This window comes from Paracoccus marcusii (assembly GCF_028621715.1).
In the GTDB taxonomy this organism is placed as follows: domain Bacteria; phylum Pseudomonadota; class Alphaproteobacteria; order Rhodobacterales; family Rhodobacteraceae; genus Paracoccus; species Paracoccus marcusii.
Genome location: NZ_CP117466.1, coordinates 2,061,860 through 2,083,214, shown reverse-complemented (window position 1 = coordinate 2,083,214; position 21,355 = coordinate 2,061,860). Strand labels below are relative to the sequence as shown.

The 21,355-nt window shown below is 60.4% G+C and carries 20 protein-coding genes; 1 reads left to right on the top strand and 19 read right to left on the bottom strand.

Going from position 1 to position 21,355, the window contains the following annotated elements:
• Nucleotides 1-2 precede the first annotated feature (2 nt).
• The gene (gene yajC / locus PRL19_RS10325; protein ID WP_045981124.1) at nt 3-335 is read right to left on the bottom strand and encodes a preprotein translocase subunit YajC; all 333 of its coding nucleotides are present in this window, start codon (nt 333-335) and stop codon (nt 3-5) included.
• 130 nt (nt 336-465) lie between these two features.
• A complete protein-coding gene (locus PRL19_RS10320) occupies nt 466-1,632 on the bottom strand; it encodes a M20 aminoacylase family protein (RefSeq protein ID WP_217844609.1) in 1,167 nt (388 codons plus the stop codon).
• A 64-nt stretch (nt 1,633-1,696) separates the two neighbouring features.
• On the opposite strand from PRL19_RS10320, the gene mazG reads away from it, so the two are divergent.
• Nucleotides 1,697-2,503, top strand: coding sequence for a nucleoside triphosphate pyrophosphohydrolase (gene mazG, locus PRL19_RS10315; protein ID WP_045999533.1), 807 nt, complete (start codon nt 1,697-1,699; stop codon nt 2,501-2,503).
• On the opposite strand, the gene dusA is transcribed toward mazG, so the two are convergent.
• The 17 genes from dusA to PRL19_RS10230 form a co-directional block, all read right to left on the bottom strand.
• Nucleotides 2,500-3,486: a tRNA dihydrouridine(20/20a) synthase DusA gene (gene dusA, locus PRL19_RS10310; protein WP_273742895.1), complete on the bottom strand. Its 987-nt coding sequence runs from the start codon at nt 3,484-3,486 to the stop codon at nt 2,500-2,502. The genes mazG and dusA overlap by 4 nt on opposite strands.
• Before the next feature lie 719 nt (nt 3,487-4,205).
• The gene (locus PRL19_RS10305; RefSeq protein WP_273742894.1) at nt 4,206-5,198 is read right to left on the bottom strand and encodes a hypothetical protein; all 993 of its coding nucleotides are present in this window, start codon (nt 5,196-5,198) and stop codon (nt 4,206-4,208) included.
• 61 nt (nt 5,199-5,259) lie between these two features.
• The gene (locus tag PRL19_RS10300) at nt 5,260-8,379 is read right to left on the bottom strand and encodes a glycosyltransferase (protein WP_273742893.1); all 3,120 of its coding nucleotides are present in this window, start codon (nt 8,377-8,379) and stop codon (nt 5,260-5,262) included.
• An 846-nt stretch (nt 8,380-9,225) separates the two neighbouring features.
• Nucleotides 9,226-9,738 (bottom strand): hypothetical protein, encoded by a 513-nt coding sequence (locus PRL19_RS10295; protein WP_273742892.1) that lies wholly within the window; start codon nt 9,736-9,738, stop codon nt 9,226-9,228.
• A gap of 569 nt (nt 9,739-10,307) precedes the next feature.
• Nucleotides 10,308-10,508, bottom strand: a complete 201-nt coding sequence (locus PRL19_RS10290) for a hypothetical protein (protein WP_273742891.1) — start codon at nt 10,506-10,508, stop codon at nt 10,308-10,310.
• Nucleotides 10,509-10,588: 80 nt separating this feature from the next.
• Complete coding sequence (locus PRL19_RS10285) at nt 10,589-10,957, bottom strand: hypothetical protein (protein ID WP_273742890.1); 369 nt, start codon at nt 10,955-10,957, stop codon at nt 10,589-10,591.
• An 8-nt stretch (nt 10,958-10,965) separates the two neighbouring features.
• Complete coding sequence (locus PRL19_RS10280) at nt 10,966-11,298, bottom strand: ubiquitination-like system serine protease family protein (protein WP_273742889.1); 333 nt, start codon at nt 11,296-11,298, stop codon at nt 10,966-10,968.
• Nucleotides 11,295-11,861, bottom strand: a complete 567-nt coding sequence (locus PRL19_RS10275) for an N-acetylmuramoyl-L-alanine amidase (RefSeq protein WP_273742888.1) — start codon at nt 11,859-11,861, stop codon at nt 11,295-11,297. The genes PRL19_RS10280 and PRL19_RS10275 overlap by 4 nt, the downstream gene beginning before the upstream one ends.
• A 277-nt stretch (nt 11,862-12,138) precedes the next feature.
• The gene (locus tag PRL19_RS10270; RefSeq protein ID WP_273742887.1) at nt 12,139-12,534 is read right to left on the bottom strand and encodes a hypothetical protein; all 396 of its coding nucleotides are present in this window, start codon (nt 12,532-12,534) and stop codon (nt 12,139-12,141) included.
• Nucleotides 12,525-12,704 carry a hypothetical protein gene (locus PRL19_RS10265; protein WP_127898438.1) on the bottom strand — a complete coding sequence of 60 codons (180 nt, stop codon included), beginning with the start codon at nt 12,702-12,704 and terminating at the stop codon, nt 12,525-12,527. Before PRL19_RS10265 ends, PRL19_RS10270 begins: the two co-directional genes overlap by 10 nt.
• Entirely contained in the window at nt 12,701-12,964 is a 264-nt protein-coding gene (locus PRL19_RS10260) for a hypothetical protein (RefSeq protein ID WP_273742886.1), read from the bottom strand. The genes PRL19_RS10265 and PRL19_RS10260 overlap by 4 nt, the downstream gene beginning before the upstream one ends.
• A 155-nt stretch (nt 12,965-13,119) precedes the next feature.
• Nucleotides 13,120-16,308: a LamG domain-containing protein gene (locus tag PRL19_RS10255; RefSeq protein WP_273742885.1), complete on the bottom strand. Its 3,189-nt coding sequence runs from the start codon at nt 16,306-16,308 to the stop codon at nt 13,120-13,122.
• Between the two features lie 23 nt (nt 16,309-16,331).
• Nucleotides 16,332-18,893 carry a hypothetical protein gene (locus tag PRL19_RS10250; protein WP_273742884.1) on the bottom strand — a complete coding sequence of 854 codons (2,562 nt, stop codon included), beginning with the start codon at nt 18,891-18,893 and terminating at the stop codon, nt 16,332-16,334.
• Nucleotides 18,894-18,956: 63 nt separating this feature from the next.
• Nucleotides 18,957-19,334 carry a DUF4376 domain-containing protein gene (locus PRL19_RS10245; RefSeq protein ID WP_273742883.1) on the bottom strand — a complete coding sequence of 126 codons (378 nt, stop codon included), beginning with the start codon at nt 19,332-19,334 and terminating at the stop codon, nt 18,957-18,959.
• Nucleotides 19,331-19,645 (bottom strand): hypothetical protein, encoded by a 315-nt coding sequence (locus PRL19_RS10240; RefSeq protein WP_273742882.1) that lies wholly within the window; start codon nt 19,643-19,645, stop codon nt 19,331-19,333. Before PRL19_RS10240 ends, PRL19_RS10245 begins: the two co-directional genes overlap by 4 nt.
• Nucleotides 19,646-19,655: 10 nt before the next feature.
• Complete coding sequence (locus tag PRL19_RS10235) at nt 19,656-20,357, bottom strand: hypothetical protein (RefSeq protein ID WP_273742881.1); 702 nt, start codon at nt 20,355-20,357, stop codon at nt 19,656-19,658.
• Nucleotides 20,358-20,405: 48 nt separating this feature from the next.
• On the bottom strand, nt 20,406-21,299 hold the full coding sequence (locus tag PRL19_RS10230; protein ID WP_273742880.1) for a hypothetical protein: 894 nt from the start codon (nt 21,297-21,299) through the stop codon (nt 20,406-20,408).
• Nucleotides 21,300-21,355: the final 56 nt, after the last annotated feature.

Genomic DNA, 21,355 nt, shown 5'->3' with positions numbered 1-21,355 from the left:
TTTCAGCTGTTTGCGGCGACAGGTTCGGTCTTGGTGACGACCTGTGCTAGGGTGCTGCGGATCACGCGGACACGCACGCCGGTCGCGATCTCGACCTCCAGCTCGTCCTCGCCCACCGACACGACCTTGCCCAGGATGCCGCCCTGGGTGACGACGCGGTCGCCCTTCTTGACGTTCTCGACCATCGTGCGATGTGCCTTCAGACGCTTCTGCTGGGGGCGGATCATCAGGAAGTACATGATCGCGAAGATCAGGATCAGCGGGATGAACTGCGCGAATGCAGCACCGGCACCGGCGCCGCCGGCGGCTTGGGCATAGGCGGGGGTCACGAACATCAAGGGTCCTTTCGGTCTGGGGGCGCGACCGGGGCCGCGTCAGGATTGGCGCGCAACCTAGCCGCGCTGTCCGCCCTTGGCAAGAAAGCGCCCGCCGCCTTGCTGGCAAGGGCGGCGAACGTCCTTGTGATCAGGGTTGCGCCGGCTGCGCCCGTTCGACCAGCCGCGCGAAGAAGCTGGCCCCGACCGGAGAGATCGCATCGTTGAAGTCATAGGCCGGGTGATGGACCCCCGCGCCGTCCCCCTGCCCCAGGAACAGATAGCAGCCGGGCCGCGCGTTCAGCATATAGCTGAAATCCTCGGCCCCCATCTCGCGGCCGGCGTCGGGATCGACATTGGCGGGGCCGGCGATCTCCTTGGCGACGCGCACGGCAAAGGCGGTCTGTTCGGCATCGTTGACCGTCGCGGGATAGCCTTCCTGATAGTTCAGGCGGATCTCCACGTCATAGGCCTGGGCCTGCCCGTCGCAGATCTGGGTCATGCGGCGGCGCACCATGTCGCGCACATGCGGCGCAAAGGTCCGCACCGTCCCGCAGATATAGGCCGTGTCCGGCACGATGTTGTCGGCGCTGCCGGTGTGGATCTGGGTGACCGACAGGGCCAGGTCGTCGGCGGTGTGATGGTTGCGGCTGCTGATCGTCTGGATCGCCTCGACCACGGCCACGGCGGCCACGATCGGGTCGGCGGTCAGGTGCGGCATCGCGCCATGGCCGCCGCGGCCCTGCACGTCGATCTCGAACGTGTCGACGGCGGCCATGATCGGACCGGGGGTGGTCTGGAAGCTGCCGGTCTGCTGGCCGGGATTGTTGTGCATCGCAAAGACGCGTTCGATGGCAAAGCGGTCCATCATCCCGTCCTGCACCATCGCGTCGCCGCCGCCGCCGTTCTCCTCGGCGGGCTGGAAGATCAGCGCGACGCGGCCGGCAAAGTTGCGCGTCTCGGCCAGGTACTTCGCGGCCCCCAGCAGCATCGTCGTGTGCCCATCATGCCCGCAGGCATGCATCCGCCCCGCCACGGTCGAGGCCCAGGGAAGGCCCGTCGTCTCGGTCATGGGCAGGGCGTCCATGTCGGCGCGCAGGCCGATGGTCGGGCCCTCTCCCTGCCCGCGGATGATCGCCACGATCCCGGTGCGGCCGATCCCCTCGTGGATCTCGTCCACGCCGAACTCGCGCAGGCGCGCCGCGACGAACGCGGCGGTCTGGCCGCAGTCGAAGCCCAGTTCGGGATGCTGGTGCAGGTGGCGGCGCCATTCGGTCATCTGATCTGCGAAATCGGCGATGCGGTTCAGGACGGGCATGTGGACTTGGGCCTTATGCTGTGGCAGTCGATGGGCCATCTTCCGCCTGACGAAGGGAATTGCAATGACCCTCGACCCCGCCGCGCAGATCACGCGCCTGCTGGACATCATGGCCGCCCTGCGCGACCCCAGGACCGGCTGCCCCTGGGACATCGAACAGGACTTCGCCTCGATCGCGCCCTACACGATCGAGGAGGCCCACGAGGTCGAGGACGCGATCCAGCGCCAGGCCTGGGACGAGCTGCCCGGAGAGCTGGGCGACCTGCTGCTGCAGGTGGTGTTTCACGCCCAGATGGCGCGCGAGGCCGGGATGTTCGATTTCGCCGACTGTGCCGCCGCGATCAGCGACAAGCTGATCTTCCGGCATCCGCATGTCTTCGGCGACGAATCTCGCGACAAGTCCGCCGAACAGCAGGTCAAGGACTGGGAGGCGATCAAGGCCGTCGAGCGGGCCGGCAAGGCCGAACGCGGCACGCTGGACGGGGTCGCCCTGGGCCTGCCCGCGCTGACGCGGGCACTTAAGCTGCAGAACCGGGCGGCGCGCGTCGGCTTTGACTGGCCCGGCCCCGCGGATGTCCTGGACAAGATCACCGAGGAAACGGCCGAGCTGGTCGAGGCCCGCGATACCCTGGGCCCCGACGCGATGGAGGAGGAGTTCGGCGACCTGCTGTTCGTGATGGCCAATCTGGGCCGCCACCTGAAGATCGACCCCGAACTGGCCCTGCGCCGCGCCAACGCCAAGTTCACGCGCCGCTTTGCCGCCATAGAGGCCGCGCTGGCCGCAGACGGCCGCCGCCCCGAGGACAGCGACCTGGCCGAGATGGACCGCCTGTGGAACGCGGCCAAGGTCGCGGAGAAGACCGCCGGTTAGGCCAGCGCGGCCTCGGTCACCTGCGCCAGGGCCGCGTCATAGACCTCGATCCCGCCCTTGGACGCCCCCTCGGACAGGGTGCGCTTCCAGGCGCGGGCGCCGGGCTGGCCGTGGAACAGGCCCAGCATGTGCCGCGTGAACTGGTGCAGCCGCCCGCCTTTGGCGATGTGATCGACGATCATCGGGCGCATCGCCACGGCGACCTCGGCCGGGGCGGCAAAGGGCGGAACGTCGCCCCACAGCACATCCGCGCCGCCCAGGATGTTCCACGGTTCGTGATAGGCCGCGCGGCCGATCATCACCCCGTCCATCACCGCCAACTGGTCGCGGGCCTGGTCCAGCGTCGCGATGCCGCCGTTGATCGACAGATGCAGTGCCGGGAACTGCGACTTCATCGCGTGGACCAGCGGATAGTCCAGCGGCGGGACCTCGCGGTTTTCTTTGGGGCTGAGCCCCTTGAGCCAGGCCTTGCGCGCGTGGATCGTCACCCGCCGGATGCCCGTGCGCTGCAGCATGTCCAGAAATTCGGGCAGCACCTGTTCGGCCTGCTGGTCGTCCACCCCGATGCGGCACTTGACGGTCACGGGCACGGCGCTGGCGTCCTGCATGGCCGCCACGCAATCGGCGACCACCTGCGGCGTGGTCATCAGGATCGCACCAAAGGCCCCGGACTGCACGCGATCGCTTGGACAGCCGCAGTTCAGGTTGATCTCGTCATAACCCCAGGGGGCGGCCAGGCGCGTGGCCTGGGCCAGTTCCGCAGGGTCCGATCCGCCCAATTGCAGCGCCATCGGGTGTTCGGCGGCGTCGTGATCCAGCAGGCGCGGCCGGTCGCCGTGGATGATCGCCGGCGCGGTCACCATCTCGGTGTACAGCAGCGCACGGCGCGACATCAGCCGGTGGAACCGCCGACAGTTGCGGTCGGTCCAGTCCATCATCGGCGCGACCGAAAGGCGCGCGGCATCACTGATCGGGTCGGGCATGGGCGGTCCGGGATTGCGGGTCAAGGCCGCCGATATAGGCGCCCGCGGCGAAAAGCGCAAACCGGCAAGGGAAATGGTGGGTGATAAGGGATTTGAACCCCTGACATCTTCGATGTGAACGAAGCGTAGAACGTCGAACCACCAGCAATCATCGTGATTATACGCTTTGTAGGCATGCTCGAAATGACGTTATCACTCTTTGTTCACATCAATGCCGGTTCAGCGAACCGAGGAGCGCTTCGTATTGTCGTCGATTTCTAATGCCCATTGTACATCGGAAGGTGAGCGTAGCGTTTTGCTCGCCGCCCTATCGAATATTCGGTGCGCATACTCGATAGTAGGGTCAGGACCTATTGACCTGCTTGACGCTGCGTGGCCTGCATTAACCATGCCATTAGAACTGGAGGGGATGAACTATCCCTTCCGGCTAACCGACGCGCACATGGAGCAGCCGAAGTCATTTTTTCACGAGAGCCATGGGAAGCCGAGACGACGAACAACGCGTACAGAGCGGAAAAATCTCAAACAACTGTGCTTGGTCGAAAGGGTGCTGGCTTGCCGCCCGCTGCCACAAGGGCCTGAAGGCCTTGTTCTCCGCCGTCGCGCTTGCAGCAACCGCCATCTCCAGACTCTTAAAACCATTGATTCTGGATATCTGAAAGCGAGCTCGGCTGTACGAAGACATATCACCACACGACCAAGCTAATTATATGCTGATGCTAATAGAAGCTAACTCCAAAGTCGCGTTTCAATTCGTCATTTTGATTTGCATACTCATCCAGCAGTGACTGTCGATCACCGTCAGATAAAATTTTATAATCTCCAGAAAAATCCTCGCCCTGAGACATTCGTAAATTTATTTCTGACATCATTTCCTTTGCGGCTTCACGCCCAGAACTCATAAACGTGTCATTGATTGACGCAATAACATGGTTGCCAATTGACTGATTAGCTTCCGTCCTTGGTCGGGACATTTGATCAATGTCGACGTTGATGAGCGAACAAAAATCGTCGCAAACGTCACCGCCCCGTAAGGATAATCTATTAAAATCCCGAACGTATATTGAAATCGGTTTTAAATCATTTTCGATTCTCTTTAGTAGAGAATGAAAATTCATAATCTTATCGTAACCGGAAACCTGTATAAACTGACGCATATCATCAATAGTAAGTATAGAATCACCAAGGAAGCTTGTATCACAACGTGAAACAAGTATTTTGTTACGTTGATTGTAAAGAGATTCCATGTATCGGTCTTGGCGCCGTAGATAGATTAGCACGACCAATTCGAAGCCAGCTAAACCTCTAGCGATACGTGAGAAATCTAACTGACGACTAAATTCTTCCGCCGATAATATTGGATCATATTTCGACGATCGCATAGCTCCCATTAGGACGGTATGTTCCGGAGCCGTCAACGGCTGAAATGTTGAATGGAAGTCTGCATATGTTGCAGCTAAACAGTTATGTCTAAAAGGCGACGTCCAAACTGAGCTTCGCTCGGTCTGAGGAACAGGAAGGTTCGGAAAAAAATACCCGAAATCCTCTAAAGCTTTACCGGATGACGCTAGCATCACTTGAATACTGCTGGTGCCTGTTTTCTGTAAGCCCATGTGCATATAGATTCTTTTAGTCAACTCTTGTCCCACACTTTTTGCTATAGTAGCCGCCGCCAGTCCTGACACACCGCGCCAGACTTTTGCTAAAAGCAACTAAAGGTTTTCCTAAGACACTACGCAATAATGAATATTACCGAAGGTCAACATCACCATGTCAACGCCCCCGGTATTGCTCGATATATCGATCCAGCATTCTTCCAATTTCAAACTCCTTTTGAAAACGAACCTTGGCGTTTAAAGACAATTTGGAGCGGAGCGCTTTATCGGACAACTTAATTGCATGGGCAAAGAGGATATCTTCATCAACACCAGACGATGACAATGGCACCAGAAGCCCAACCGGATCATCCCCACCGTTAAGTATCCAAGGTATCTCACCAATGTGAGACGCAATTGAAGGGATGCCTTGGGCCATCATCTCAAGGAGCACAAGTGGCAATGATTCACCCGGGAAATAGCTAGGCAACAGCCCGATGTCGAGGATCCGCAGATGCGCTTGCAGATTACTGACCTGTCCAAGCAGACGGACGTGGGCCGGGCCTTGTTCTTTAATAACTGAAGCCGTGGGTCCTTCCCCAATAAGAAGAAGATCAGTCGGATAACCTGCGTCGTTCAGGCGATGCGTCAAACGGACCGCTTCGTGCCACCCCTTAGAATCGATTGCTCGACTAGCTAACCCTAAAACTAACGCATCAGATCGCAAACCTAACGCTGCTCTATCCGGGCCTGATTCATCAGTTTGAAGATGCACTCCGTTTGGAATTTTAACCAACCGACGCGGCTGGGGCATGGTTTTAAAAACAGCGAGGTTTTTAGCTGCGGTATATGCCCAACTGGCGCGCTCTGACATACGCCCCATCCGCTCAATGAAGCTGTCATCAATCGACGGCTCCGCGAGGATAGTTTCGTGACAGCCGTGCATTGTGATTATCCAAGGCATTTCAGCCGGCAAATTATGACGGTGATCGTCAACCCACCTGTCCGCCCACCAAATGCTAGAGTGCACTGCGTCAATATCGAAACGCTGAATCAGTGTTCGCAAATCGGCTCCTGGGTCATGCGCGCCGACTAGCATAACCTCGGGAGATACACGTGAGATCATCGCTGGGTGAGAGGGCTGGCTCTCGACATTTAGAAGTACAACCCGTCCCCCGCGCGCGGCCCATTCATTTGCAATAGAGAGTGCAAACACCTGACCACCCCCGGGCGACAAGTCCGGGGCTACAACGAGTAGAGACGGTAGATCCTTTTTCCTAGTAGTTTGAATTGCAGATGCAGTATCGTCGTTGACTTTGAAACGCGCGATATCTTGAGCTAGAAATTCAGCTATACGAGTTCGGCAATCGGAATTTTGGTGGTAGTTGCGGCCGAGGTAGTCTCGTACGACAGCCAGTTCGGAAAAGTAATGAGTTGAGCCTTCAAGCTGTTTGGTGACGGTGCTCTCATGTCTACGATGATCATTCATCTCACGCGCACGATAACCAACGAGACCGCCACGCATTACCCGGCAATAGAAATACCAGTCGCCACATAGCCGCATATCGGTAAGCTGAGTGACAAATTGAGGCTCTGGTGCAAATTTCCGGAAAACTACAGCACTGGCGTTTGGAATAGAGTTTGCAATGCCAAGCCCTGCGTTTGCCTCTTCATGATCACTTGCGATATAGTCGTTATCCCATCGCCCGTTCGCAATACGGTTAAGATAAAGTGGTCTGTAGTCGCCAATCAATTCACCATCGGAAGTTATTGGACGGGACGCACACGATGCAATTCGTACGTTTCGATCGTTAAAGAAGGGTAGCAATTGCATCAATAGATCAGGTGTACACCTGTCATCTGCCTCAGCAAGCCAGATTAGTTCGGCGTTTGCAAACTCCATACCTCGTAGCCACTGCACGAAGGGGGATCCGCTGTTCTGCGGATTTACAACCAGCCTCGTACCAGGCCGCCTATCAGCAAAACTCTGTAGGACAGCAACTGATTTGTCAGATGATGCGTCATCAAGAAGAACAACTTCAAAATCTTGAAATGTCTGTGCTGCAATACTATCCAGACGCTCAGGCAAATATTTTTCGTAGTTGTAGTTTGGGACAACAACAGTCACCTCTGGGGGCAACATCGCTGCCTCGCGGATGTGATGAAGCAGTAAGGGACCGATAACGTCAATGGTATGACCGCGAGTAACTTGTGATTGGCCCAGAACACCATCGGCACATGCGCGAGCACGATCAACATAATATTTTTCAACAGCATCTGCCATCGCAACGCTGTTCATATGTGGTACCGCAATGCCACTGCCGTTTGAGACGAAACCTTCTATTCCGCCAGCGTCTTTAAAACAAACAATTGGGAGACCAGCTTGAGCGGCATATAGTGCAACCAGCGGGAATGGATCTTCACAGGAGCTTAGGAGAAAAAGGTCGCCACCAGCGAGCTTGCCGGCCACATCCGGCTCATAGCCGGTAAAACGGACTCGATCCGTTAACCCATAATGCTCAACGAGCTGATTGCATTTATCGTGATCTGGGCCACCACCCAGCCATACAAAGTCAGCGTCAATTCCACGCTCGGTCAATAGATGCGCCGTCTCGATGAACTTCTCTGGGGATTTGCGCCAATGAAGAAGTCCGCAACCCATTACAACGAAACGATCTGACCCTATGTTTAAGGCTGCACGCGCAGCATCACGCCGCTCTACAAAATCCGTGCCTGGGGGTAACGATTCAATGAAACTAACTGCTGAAACGAGCTTCTCAGGATCGAACTTGTACCGAACCTCAAGCGCGTTTGTGACGTCTGGTCCACCGCCGATAATTCTAGAGGCTCTATCACGTACAAGAGAAACTTGATTTGGATAGCGGTCGAGCAACTGAGGCAATTCATGGATAAATGCCACAGTTGGCAGATCTGCAGGCAAATGATCTAATATTCCACCGCTCGCTATCGAATTTACGAAAACTGCCTTTAAGTCTGGACCTGCAAAGTCCTGTAGAACCCTATCCCGTGATTGCATTGTGTGCTCAGACAACACAAGAAGCGGCGCTACGTTGGCAAAAGCTTCACGCAAATTGCCACCGTTGATCGCAGCTATGCGCACGTCAAACCTGGTTCGATCACGCAAGAAGAGTGCGATTTGCTTTAGTACATGCGGCGCTCCCCCAACTTCCGTCTCATGCGTCACCAGTAGTACTGTTCCACGACGACCATCGTGCCGAAGATCGTCGCTGGCGGAGGTTCCAACTGCCGCTAGGTTTATTATTTCCTGCTCGAGCAACGGTGCATTCCTACCTGCTGCATGAACGGCAGCAGAGCTGTTCTCGCTCGGCTTCAGGCCATCTCGCCATCCAGTTGTAAGATAATGTGCAAGAGGCTCTTGTTCACGTCGCCAGGTCTGCAGATAGCTTTGTGTATACCAATTAACGTCGAAGCCTCGGTGGGGAGAGCGCCCTTCTCGCCAGCCATGCTGAATGTAGTGAAGCCACGGATTTACATCAGATCCACGTAGATCTGCGTTTTGTTCAAGAAACCACTTTGTATCGAATAAAGGATGAGGCCTACGTCCTTGTCGCCATCCGCTTACCAAAAAATGCGAAAGGGGTTCCACGCCGCTCGCCCGGACATCGGAATATGCATTTAGGTACCACGTCGGATCGAACAAGGCATGCAAAGGACGGCCTTCGTGCCATCCGTGCTCAAGGTAATGTGCAATGGGGTCTAGATTGGCGGATATCAGGTCAGGGTTATGCGCGAGATACCAAATGGGGTCAAACAAGGGATGGGGAGAAAGTAACTTCCGCCATCCCTGCGTAAGATAGTGCCCGAATGGATCGGTGATTTGATCGTCCGTTTGAGCACGATACCACAAGGGATCAAAAAGCGGGTTAGGTGTTCTACGTTCGGACTGCCCATGGTTGACGTAGTGAGCCCATGGGCCTGCTTTGTAACTGTGAGCATCAGGATACAATGTCAGATATGCAGCGGCATCGAAAAATCGTTTCGCTGAGGTCAGTTCCAACTCTGATGATGAGCCCTGATCGGAAGTCGCGTTAGCCAAAGTGTTGTTCCTGTCGTATCAATAAGCACCGGAAAGCACTTATGCCGTCAATGAGAGACCCGAGGTCTATCGGCGAAACAAGCCTGTTACAGCTCGAATAGGCGCGGTAACTTTCCACGAGTTACTAGCCCGTATTTCCTCGACATCCTGACGTGCCTTATTTCGTTCATCACGCAGAGTGACGGCTTCAGCCTCAAGGACGTCGGCGCGCTTTATTGCCTCATCAGCTTGCTCTCGTGCTCTAATGAGGGAACTTCTAATCGCTTCACGGAGTTCGGGGTCGATGGAACTGCTTACATCTAGGGGATCGCCAGATTGAGTGTTGCCTCTCATAGAGGCAATCAACTCATCTCTTTGCTGCAATTGTTTCGTGATTCTGTTATAAGCTTCAGTAAGACACGATATCTGCTCAGCAAATTTTGCTGCAAGGATGCGGCCGCGCTCGACCTCGTCACGCAGTTCTTCAGACCGCTTTTGAGCACCTTCGTCAGTTTGACGGGACCCATCGATCAGAATTCCTATACGCCTGATCTCCATAAGGATAAGGTGCGTGTCGGTGAACCTGCGTTCCGTTGTCAAAGCAACTTCCTTCTATTCTATGCTCCTGCACTGTTCCCAAGAGCTGTCCCAGTGGTTGATCCATGAGTGTGCGGGTCGATCAGTCTTCTGTGCGTTCAGATCATTGGCGCTGTTCTGTACGATTTCTGACATGCGCGCCACTGTCCATTTTAGGTTGCATGGATAGCCAAGCCTAGGGGTTATGGGTTGCTAAATTTTATTTCTTGAACTCACCGCATCGGCGGAGATAGCGCCAAGCAGGTGTGGATTCGCCCGCTTATTTTAAACACGACGTTGACCGTGGAAGGCTAGCTATATGGGTTCCCTCATACGAAGCACTCGGCTGCCGAACTGGAGCAAAAGCCGGTCGCGTGGCGAGTAGTCTACCATCGCGTCCCACGCCGCGATCATGGCGCTCAGGTGCCCGGCCGCCAGGGAGTACCGATCCCCCTGCCACTCCTCGCACCAGATGATGTAGAGGGCCCGGTTCTCCGGGAAAATCGGTTCGTGGATTCGGTGGCGGGGCATGGCTGTCTCCTTCCGGTCCAATTAGAACGTAAGAAGAACATTGAGCAAGACGTGCGACAGTCTCAGATCAGCCGGTGGGCCGACTTGTCGTAAAGCCTGAGCACGCGATCGGCATGAGCGACCTTCTTATCAATCATCTGGTCTAGAAAGCTCTCTTGCTTGTAGGGGTGATCCAGCATGCTCACTCTCGGATCTCTAAGCCTCTCCATCAAAGCGGCAGCAGATGGCGGCTGGAGCTTTCTCGTCTTCACACGTTCGGCCACAGCGCTTCCTCCCTCAGTAATGGATGAGGTCATAGTAACACTAAACTGACGGGTTTGTTTCGGAAACGCCGATCAATCGTTTAGCGTCGTTGCATCTCCGCCTTCACGCCTGGCACCTTGTTCAGAGCCGTGGTCAGGGCATCGGCCTCCGTCAGAGCCTCGACGGCCTGCTTCCTGTTCCAGATCGCCCGGGTCTTGCCGAGCATGCGCTCGACACCCGCCCAGACCAGACCTGCCACGGTGATCACCGCATAGACCGTTTCTGCCGTGACATCGACTGGCATGGGAAAAGGCAGGCCGATCATCAGCGCGGCCGCGGCGACGAACGCCACACAGGCGACGATGAAGGAGCGGTTGGTGAAGGCCAGCGACCAGCGCTTGTCCGGCCCAGCCAGGCGGTTCGCCTGCTCGATCAGGGCAGACAGGTCGCGGAGGGCCTTGAAGATCATCAGGGGGTTCATTCGACAACTCCAAAGCCAGGCAGTGGCACCGTTTGGCCCGCCAGTTGATGTGTGCAGTCGGCAAGAAACTGGATCTGCCCGTCGCTTACGAAGCTGTGGCAGACGGTCGGCGGATCACCCGGCTCATCAATAAAGCTCGGATCAACCGCAGAGCCGCAGCGAACAAGGATTGACGGAGTGAATGTGGGGGCGTCAACATTACCGTTGAAACCCCACGAATTGGGCCCTTCTACGGTAATGGCGTGCATCCCATTGCAGCCGGGGCACATGAACCCGACCATGCCGTTTTGCAGGCTTCGGAGCTTCTTTCCGATTTGAGCCACGATCATTTCACTCCGAAATAGGCCAGCGTGGCAGCAGCCAGCGCAGCGAGGATGTAGATGGCGCCCTTGGCAGGGCCGGTCGTGACAGGTGCAGATGGGGACGGCAGGGGCTTCGCCGGGATGCTGTCCACGACGGGCGGCCGGGCGTTGGCCGCGGCCCACCAGCTGCGCACGTCAAAGCCGGGGCACTGGGTGGCGCCCAGATCACGATGGCCGACGACCTGGGCGCCGGGATGCTTGGCCAGCAGTTCGCGGACCAGCTTCACGGTCGCAGCCTTCTGCGCCTCGGTGCGGTTGTCGACACCGACATTGGGGCCGGTCGCCCGCTCGATGCCCCCGATGCAGCAGATGCCTAGGCTGCCGGTGTTGTGGCCCGCGACGTGCGCACCGACGGTCGCGTCCTGGCGGCCTTTCTCGACGGCTCCGCTGCGCCGGATCACGTAGTGATAGCCGACGTCGTTGAACCCGCGGGCGAGGTGCATCTTGCGAATGTCGGCCACGCCGCAATCCTGGTCGGGATAGGTCGCGCTGTAGTGCAGCACGATGAGCTTGATGGGGAAGTGTGGCATGACTGCCTCCTCGTGGGCATGGACATGAAAAAGCCCGCCGGTCAGGGCGGGCGAGCTTGGCTTTCATTTGCAGGCGATTAATGTGTGTGCAGCCGAGTCGCGCATATTCGTTGTCGTTCGGTTAGGCGGTCCCTGTCTTGCCCGATCTGGGGCCGCCGCCGAACTTCCGAAACAACTTGGAATGGAACCATCCGGGAGAAGTCCCGTTATGGGGCATACACAGTGGAATATTTACCCTGCTTCTGTTCTCGCCCCGCCTGCCAGCGGGGCCTTTTTTCTATCGCCAAGGCAGCAGCCTGATCTTCGTGGGGTGCAGCCAAGCGCGCCACAGAGGCCAATGGTGTCGCTCATCCTCCGGGATCAGCAGCTGGCGGCACTTCAAGGCGCAGAAGAATGACGCCATCTTCATCAGGCCAAAGACGATGTTGATCAGCCGCCCGTGGGTCGCATCGGTCCACTGCTCGGCGAACCCCGGCACCCACATCCGCAGAAGCGGCATGCCAACGTCCCAGTATAGGCCGCGCAGGATGATGGCCCCGGCGAGGATCATGAAGCCGGTGGCGAACCACCAGGTCGCGGACCGCAGCTCGCGGAAGCTGGCGCGGAACGCCCAGATCACGGCGAAATAGCCGAGCGCGTTGATGACGGCGATCAGCCCGATTGTCAGTGCCATGTCTGCGTGTCCTTCTCCAGCTGCTCCACGAGGCGTTCGATTGCCCGCACCCGTGCCTTTATGGCCCGCTTCTCCGGGGCCGAGTCTGTCATGTGCTCGCGCATGATCGTGTCGGCCTTCTCGGCCCGGCGCCCGTGGCCGGTCAGCTGTCGAATGAGCCGCCCCATCATCGCCGATCCTCCAGAAGCCGGGTTTCGCTCCGGCGATCCTCCAAGAGCCGGACAGCCCGGCCCATGATTTCGGTGTTTGCCGCGGTGGTCTTGTTCGTGTCGGTGATCAGGTCGCGGCTTTCCTTCACCATCGCCTGCGCCATCTCCAGCATCTTGTCCTGCAGCTCGCCGTTGCGCTTGTACTGGATCCAGTTGGCCCAGCCCTGGACGACAATCACGACCCCGGCGAGGCCGCCGCCCACCTCCCGGACGAGGGTCATCAGCTCATTCATGGTATGGGCCCGGCCGTGCGACGGCGGGTGGTGTCATCAGCCATCGCGGCCTCCGTGAAATGGGCTGGGGTTCACGCCCGGTCGCCGGGCATGAAAAAGCCCGCACAATGGCGGGCGGGTTGGTCGGAACCATGGAGATCAGATCAGGCGAACTGTGCACCTGTCGGATAGTAGGCCACATCCCGCACCAGCATGTCACCGGTTCGGCCGCGCCCGTCGTCGGTGTTGTACCGCTCCGGAGTGTAACCTGATGGCGTTTTCACGGCGACATTGAAGATCGGGTAGAACTCGATCTTGCGGGCCAGATCCTGGTGTCGTGCGTGCAGGATCTGGCAGCCCACCTCGCGGTCGTTCACGAAGAACGTGACTTCCGACTTAGTGGTGTCCACCGGGTCATAGGTCACGTGAACCGCCCAGGATGTGTAGACCTCATCCAGCGGTGTCCGGGGCGAACCGTACTGGTCAACTTCGAAGTCGTTTCCGAAAGCGCCCTTCTTGTTCTGCCATTCGTTGATCGGACCAAAGTGCTGCGCGAACGAGCTGGTGTACGGCGTATCAGCCGCGCCCCACGCATGGTTGAACTTCTCCAGGATGTCGATCTCGCCGGGCCACTGGCTGTAGTAGAACCCGGCAGAAGCCTTTGAACGATTGACGAGCCAGAACGCGGGCCAGCTGTAGCGGCGCACAGGGATCTTGGCCTCGATGCGCCAGACTCCCTCGACCCCGCAGACATCATCTCGATGCAGGCCTTGAAGCACAGCAGCTTGGTAGCTCCAGTTGCGCTTGTCCCATTCGACCCGGCTCGCATATCCGACCGAGTGGAGGCGGATCGCCTTCTCGGCAGCATCGTAGCTGATGGGATTGTCCGCCCCTGCGATAGAAGCATCGGCATAAAGACCCGTCTCCTGATTGCCGTCCTGCGACCGTCCATGGCTCAGGGCAGACATCCATTCGCCGCCATCTCCTGTCGGGTTGTACGTCAGCGTAGCCGGGTCGAACATGTTCTTGCGTGTGGCGCGGGACAGGTCCAGGCGGCGCAGAGGACGGTGGAACGGCTGCGTGATGACTTGCGTGGGAACTGCCGAGGAGAACCGAACCTTGACAGTGCGGCCCTTCTGCTTATCGCCGAGGCCCTTGACCCGGATGGTGATCTGGAAAGCCTGACCGTCGGCGTGGCGGTCGCGAGGCGTGATCTTGATCCAATGCAGGACATCGTCACCGGGGGACCAGTGATACACCACGTCCATGCCGGCAAACTTCGCGCGTTGCGAGTCCGCAGACCCGACGTTGATGCTGCCGCCCGTGAGGTTCACCAGACGATCGACATACGCCATGAAAGAATTGCGGTCGCACTGATCAACGGACACAGGAATGTAGATGTCAGCCGCACCGGCAGGCACCGTTATCTCCGGCGGAATGCTGAGAACCGGTTGTTTGTACTGGTCCCAGATCGGCCCTGCCGGTGCGGCGACGGGCGGCGAGACCGGAAAAATCACCGGCGGAACGACATCGGGCGGCGTCGCGACAGGATCGGCTGCAAGATAGGTCTGCAGGTCTGCGGTCGTAGATTGAAGGACGCTCAGGAGTTCAATCAGCTTTTGTCGGGCACTCATATCGGGTTCCTCGGGGGTTGGATCAACCGGCACGGGGACCGGAGTGGGGATTGGCTCAGGAACAGGCGCGGGCGTGGGGATGGGTTCCCTATCCGGCACAGGCGTCGGCACCGGAACAGGCTCCGGGACCGGCACAGGCACGGGCTTAGGCACCGTGACGGGCGCATCCTCGATCAGCGCCCGCACCGCAGCCCAGGCCGGGTTGCGGTCGCCCAACCAGCGCTGCAGGCCGTGCATGATGTTCTGGTCGGGCATCCGGCATTCGACCGACATGCATAGCGGCCCGTTGAAGCCCGCGGCATCAAGAGCGGCGAAAGTGGCGGCATAGACCTCGCCCATCTGCGGGCTGACCGAGAAGGCATGGATGAACGATCGCAGGGCCGTGCTGCCGCCGACGCCGTTCATGTGGTTGCCGACCTCGTAAGCGCTCAGCTCCATGCCGTACTTCGACGCCTCGCTCCGGTAGTGCCGCCACTTGAGCACCAGGCTGCGGACCGTGCGGTCTGCGCCCCACGCGTTGCCCGTCAGCAGCTGGTCGCGGATCCGGTCGAAGGCCGCGCCCTGTGACAGGGAGGTGCGCCAGCCCTCCAGCTGCGAGGCCCGGCCGCCATAGGCCATGCCGCCGTCTATCTGCGCGTGCACGGTCAGCATGTCGATCACCGAGTGCGGCGCGACGTAGACCGGCAGACCCTGAGTCCCGCTGCGGTCCCGCCATAGCGGTGCCAGCAGGATGTCGGCCTCGCCGCCCACCCAGTCCGCCTGGTGCTGAACCACGGTGTGCAGCCGCTCGTCGCCGCCCCAGACCCGGCGCCAGATCTGCGCCATCTGCACCGACCGCAAGCCGTACCAGTTCCGGAACTCGGACCCGGTGCTGGTGCCGAAGGCCTCGCGGCCCCGGGCGGCGCAGTAGTGCGCCTGTGGGGTGCCGGAGAAGTCCCAGGTCTTGGTGCTGTACTCGACATAGACCTGCCGCGGCGCGGGCATCAGATCGCGGATCAGGGCTGCGCACTGGTGCATGTGATCGTCGGTCGCCGCGGTCGGCAGGCACAGCCACATGTCGGCATCGACCTCACGGCAGAGCGCCGCCATCCACTCGTAGGGCACGAAGCGGTGGAAGATCTCGTCGGTCGGCAGCGCCCGGCTGGCCCAGTCTGTGATCCGCAGGCCGCCCTGGTTCTCCGAGGTCAGGATGCCGATCCACTCATCGAACCGCAGGGCGTGATAGGGCGCCACCTCGGTCAGGTACTGCCGGCGGAAGATCTTGCCCTGATCGGCGTCGGCCCAGTCATCCTGGTGCACCAGCGAGATGTTCTCGATCGGTCCGCCTGCGGGCTCAATCGTCCGGACGATCAGGTCAATCCAGGACGCACCATTGGCAGTGAAGTCGAACTGGATCTCGTTCGGCGACACGCGGGTGATGTTTCGGGCGCCATGCAGATCAATGGTGCAGGTCCCGTCCCACCGCAGACGCTGGCGGCCGGAGCCGCCCGCCTCCGCCGGCATGTTGTGGAACAGGCGTGTGCGGAACCCGCCTGACCCCGGCGGGATCGAGATCAACTGGCCGCCGGGGGTCATGTGACCGGCCGCGACCAGCTGGTCCCATTGCGCGCCGCCCCGGTCGGCCTGCCAGGACCACGCCTGCTTGAAGGCGTTGATGAAGGGACGTGCGGTCTCGCCATTGATGACGCCGAGGCGCGCCGCGATTTCAGCGGTGGGCATGAAATGTCCTTTCTGGACGGTTTTCAGGAGAGGGTGATGCCTTTGGCTAAGGCGATGGCTCGGAGCTCGGCCTCGAACCCGGCAATGTCGGTCAAGGCGGCGTTTGTCGCGTATCCGAAGCCGATCATGTCGCCGTCTAGCAAATCGGTGTAGGCCGAGCCGGTGTACCGGCCTGCGATGGCAACCCCGGCATCAGGCGTAGCCTTGTTCCGAACAGGGTGTGAGGCGGATGCGACCTCCACCCCGTTCAGGCGGAGGGTCGTGGCCATATCACCCATGCGAACCACGGCCATAGCCCAATCGCCTATGACCAGAAGGCTTGGAGACGCGAGGATCGTTGCCGTATTTGCATTGCCGGTAAAAACGACAGCCTCCAGCGCTGCGGCATTAGCCCGAAACTGGTACTGGTTGGTCACCCCTACACGCAGGGCAGCTAGTGCTTGTGTCCCGGTGATCCTGTCCAGGCGGAACACGGCCCCGATCAGCAAGTCATCAGCGTTCAGTCCTGCGCCCGGCAGGATCATGTGGCTGGTCGTGCCGCTATGGGCGATACCAACAGGGTCAGTTCGCCACGTCGCGCCGCTGGCGCGGGTCATTGCGAGAGTGCCGCCACGCTGTGTGGGTGATCCATTGCCCTCGTTCAGATCAAAGAACCGGTTCACGGCATTGGATGGCCCCGGCGGGGCAATGACAGCGTAGTCGTCAATCAGAGCCTGCATTGCCGCGGCAATTGCCGCGTCGGACGCAGTCTTGGTGACATAGAACCGATTGCCGCTGGCGTTTACCGTCCAGGTGCTGACACCCGTGCCGTCGATCGCAATCGTTCCGGCTGCGGACAGGGTGTAGAGGGCCTGATTGCCATAGATGGCGTGATGGACCGTCGCCGGGTCCCATGATTGGCGGCGGCCACTCTGCAGCGTACCGCCATAGATGTTCTGGAACGCATCAAAGGCCGTCTTGACCGGATCATCGCCGTAAACCGTGCTCGGGGCTGGTCCAGTGAAAATCGTAGCCCCAACCTCCCCGCCGTGCGCATAGATGGGCGTGGGCCAGCTGCTGTACACAGCCTGCGACGAGGCCACGTCGCGGTTCATGTTGTACTCGGACACGCCGGTCGGGAAATTGCCCGCCATGGCCCACAAGCCTACGACCTTTGCCGCTACAAGCTCTGCGCCGGTAAGAGGTGAGATGCCATCGGCAGGACTGGCTAGCAAGCGAGCAGTCGAGATAGGCGCGCCGATGTCAATCAGCTTGACCGAGGCGCTCGGCGCTGCCGCGAGCATCGTCCGCAACCCGGCGACGTCGTCCTGGTATGCAGTTCGTGTCTGGCCGGGAACGCCGAACTCGTCACGCATCTGAATGCTGTATCGGTCGTTGTACGTTCCGACAGCGCCTTGGTAGGCGTAGACTGGAATGGACTGTAACCTGTAAGCGTCAAGATTGCCGCGAAGACCTGGCGCTGATGTAGAGACCGTTGAGGTTGTGACCACACCTAGCAGATTTATGTCACCTTCCTCATGCGCACGCGCCACAATAGCCATCGCTGCCGCGTCATCGCAGTCACCCGCGTAGTCCGTCAGAACGATGACCCGCTGTGCGGACGTATCAGCCGCCCCGCTGGTGGCCGTCTTCGTGTCACCAGGCGTGCTGTTGCCCACTGCGTTCACGGCGCGCAGGCGGATCGAGTAGCTCGTGGCGGCCGCGGGCATGGTCAGCGTACGGGGGCCGGTTCCAGCGCCACCAGGCAGCGCCGTCCACGTGCCCCCATTGGCGGAGTACTGGATCGCGGTGATCGGAGACCCGCCATTGGCCGGCAGCGATGCAATGTTCACGACCAGCTGGTTCGCCTCCAGACCGGTGGCGAGGGACCAGTCGCCTGCCGCGAACGGAACGGGGGCGGTCGCAGCGGCCACGATGGTAATGGCATTGGAGGTCGCGACGGCCGGGCTTCCGATGCCGTTTGACCAGGTCACGCGCAGGCTGATGGACTGGCCGGCACGGCCCGTGGTGTCCAGCGTAGCACCGGTTGCGCCAGCGATGGCCACACCGTCAGCCAGCCATTGCCGCGTCGCGTTGGGCGCGGGATTTCCGCTGGCGGCTCCAAGCGTCGACGACAGCGTGCCGCCTGCAACCGCGCTGCCGGTGATCACGGGGCTGGTCACGATGGCCGGGTCGGCAGCCGGGATATCGCCCGGCACGGCCGCCGGAGGATCGTTGAAGATGGACCTGGCGCCACGCCCGTTCACCGCGCGCATCAGCACCGCGACGAGGCCAGCACCGGTGACAGTCACGGGGCCCTTCAGATAGGCGGCCACGGTGTCGAGCGGGATGGCGCGGACGGCACCGGCCGGGACGGGGGTGGAGTAGCCGCCGGCGACGGAGATGAACGGCGCGCCGGGGAAGTTGACGGTCGTGCTGTCCGCGCCGCGCAGCACGCAGTCGATCGATGCCGCGGTCGGGTTGCGCAGGATCAGCACGTGCCCCGCCCCCGGCTCATAGGTCAGGTCGTTGGTGGCGGTCAGGACGATCTCCGTGACGGGCCGCGTACCGGCCCCCCCGACGGAGGTCTTGATGATGTTGGCCATGGCCCCTCTCGGTGATTGTGCCCCTCGCAGGGGAGGTTGGTCGCGATGGCTGGGCGGGCTGCTCTAGCCGGGCCAGCCTGCTTCCGGATCGACGGCTTCGCCCGCGTCCAGTGCCGCCAGAAGATCGGCTTCGCGGTCGTAGCAAGCCTGCACATGCGCCCGGACGGCGCTGGCAATTCCGATGATTTCGGCACCGGACAGCAGCCGGAACGACCCGTCGCCCGTCTTCCACCGGACGGCATAGTCGGGGTCCAGCATGGCGCTGACGGCGGCCCCGGCGAAACGGGTCTGGCTGACGTCGTCGGTTGCGACCGACATTCCCGCGATGCTGATCCCCGCGCACATCGCCTCATGGCGGCGGGCCGCGATCAGATTGCGCAGCGCCTGGCGATCCGTTTCCTGCTGCTGCGCGGCGGTGACGACCTGGCTCCAGTCGATCATTCGGGCGCCTCCTCGGCATAGGTCACTGGCAGTGGGATCGGCCCGGTCTGGGTAACGGTGATGGGCTGGGGAAACCGGGCCGCCTCGGGCGCGTCGCTGCCGTGGGGCAGGATCAGCGCTAGCATGATGTGACCGCCTACACGGGTGACGTCGGAGGCCAGCAGCGGGCAGCCGACAGCCTCGCGGGGCAGCGTGCCACCCTCGGCCAGCGGGCCGAAGTCGTAGGCGGTGCCGTTGACGGTCAGCACGTCACCATCGAGGGACAGCGACAGGGCATCAGCCCGCAGCTGCGGGGTAAACATGATCTTCATGGGGTGATCCTCAGTACCAGCGGCCGACGGCGATGAAGGTGACGCGCACGGAGATGAGCGCTTGGGTATCTGTCCGAAAGGCGGCGAAACTTAACCCGGTGTTGGTCATCGCGGTAAAGCGCGTCGCCATGCCGAAAGCCGTTGTGGTCGAGTTGATCCCAAGCGTGACCATGATCTCGCTGGCAGCGTTCGACGCCATAAAGACCGCAGGAAAGGTCGCTGGTGTGTCTGACGAGGTGCCGCTCGTCCCGAACCCCCAGCACAGCAGCGTGCCATCTGCCGTACGCTGGAACGCCCCATTGGCATTGATCCCGTTCTCGATCTGGCGGTCCACGATCCAGCGTGTCCCGTCATAGGTCGCGACCGTGTCGGCATCGGTGCGGATGTAGCCGGCGGGCAGCGCGACATTGGTGATGGTCCGCGCCTCGATCGCGCCCTGCCCGTCAACGTTGATCGTGACCGGACCGGAGTTCGCCGCCGCCGCCCGCCACCGGACCTGCATGCCCGTCGCAAGCGCCACGCCCCCGGTGTTCAGCGTGATCGCGTTCGCCGTGCCGCCGCGGGCGGCGTAGGTCTTTCCACGCAGCAGGGGAAGGTCGGCGTTGTAGTCCGAGACGAACGTTGGAAACCAGCCGAAGAAGGCGTCTGCCCGCTCCTCCAGCTGCGCAGGGTTGCCGGTGTTCGGCGGCGTGGGCGGTGGGGTAATTGCCATGCTAAATCACCCGGGTGACGGGCGCTCCTGAGATGATGGGTGATGGTTTTAGACGAGGCTTTCCGCGTCGATGGTTCCGAAGGATTTGCCCGCGCCGATCGTCAGGTCGTAGTCGCGCAGGATGCCCGCAATGGTCATCCCGAAACGGTCCTCGCCCTCGATGGCGTAGAAGACGCAGATCTTGGACGTAATCCGCCGGATGATCTGCTGCACGCGGGCCTCCCCGCCGGAGGGTACCGAGAAGCGGAACCGGACGGTCTCGCTGACCGGGCGCGGAACGATGAACACGCCCCCGAACTCGTCCCGGTCCTTCTTGGAATAGTCCACGATGCCCAGGCTCGATCCCATCAGCGAGATGCCGATGTCGATCTGGTTGCCGATCATGATCTCGCCGACCTCGGCCGAGCCAGTCGAGGCCACGGTGATCTCGATCGAGGACCCGGACGGCAGCGACAGACCCGTCAGGATCAGGTCCGACCGCACCGTGAAGGGCGTGTAGATGTACTCCCAGAACGTCCCCACCTGATCGCGCGAGGCGAGCTGGAAGGTCTGGTCGTAGATCAGCACGGCGCCCGGGGTGGTGACCCTGATCCGGACGCTCTGCGCATCGAGTCCAAAGAACGCGATGCTGTTGAGGGTCCGCGGCGGGCGGATCGTGTAGGTGATGTTGCCGGGCTGGCGGGTGACCCCGCCAAGCCGGTTGTCGAAGGCACGCCAGCGGTTGGTGGCCCCGATCCGGAACCACCACTCCGACACCATGTCCGTGAGAGGGTCATGCCCGACATTGGCCGCCTGGATGCTTTCCCAGATGGCGTTCTGCCGGATCACCCGCGCGCCGTTCTCGTAGCTCGTCCCGGAGACCCACGCGGGATGGTCGGTCTCCGGAACATTGCTGGCCAGCATCATGGAGGGGGTGACGTCGTACGGCTCGATGATTTTCAAATTAGCCCCCATACGGCAATAAATATTCTCAGTGCATCATTTATTTTATTACGAAA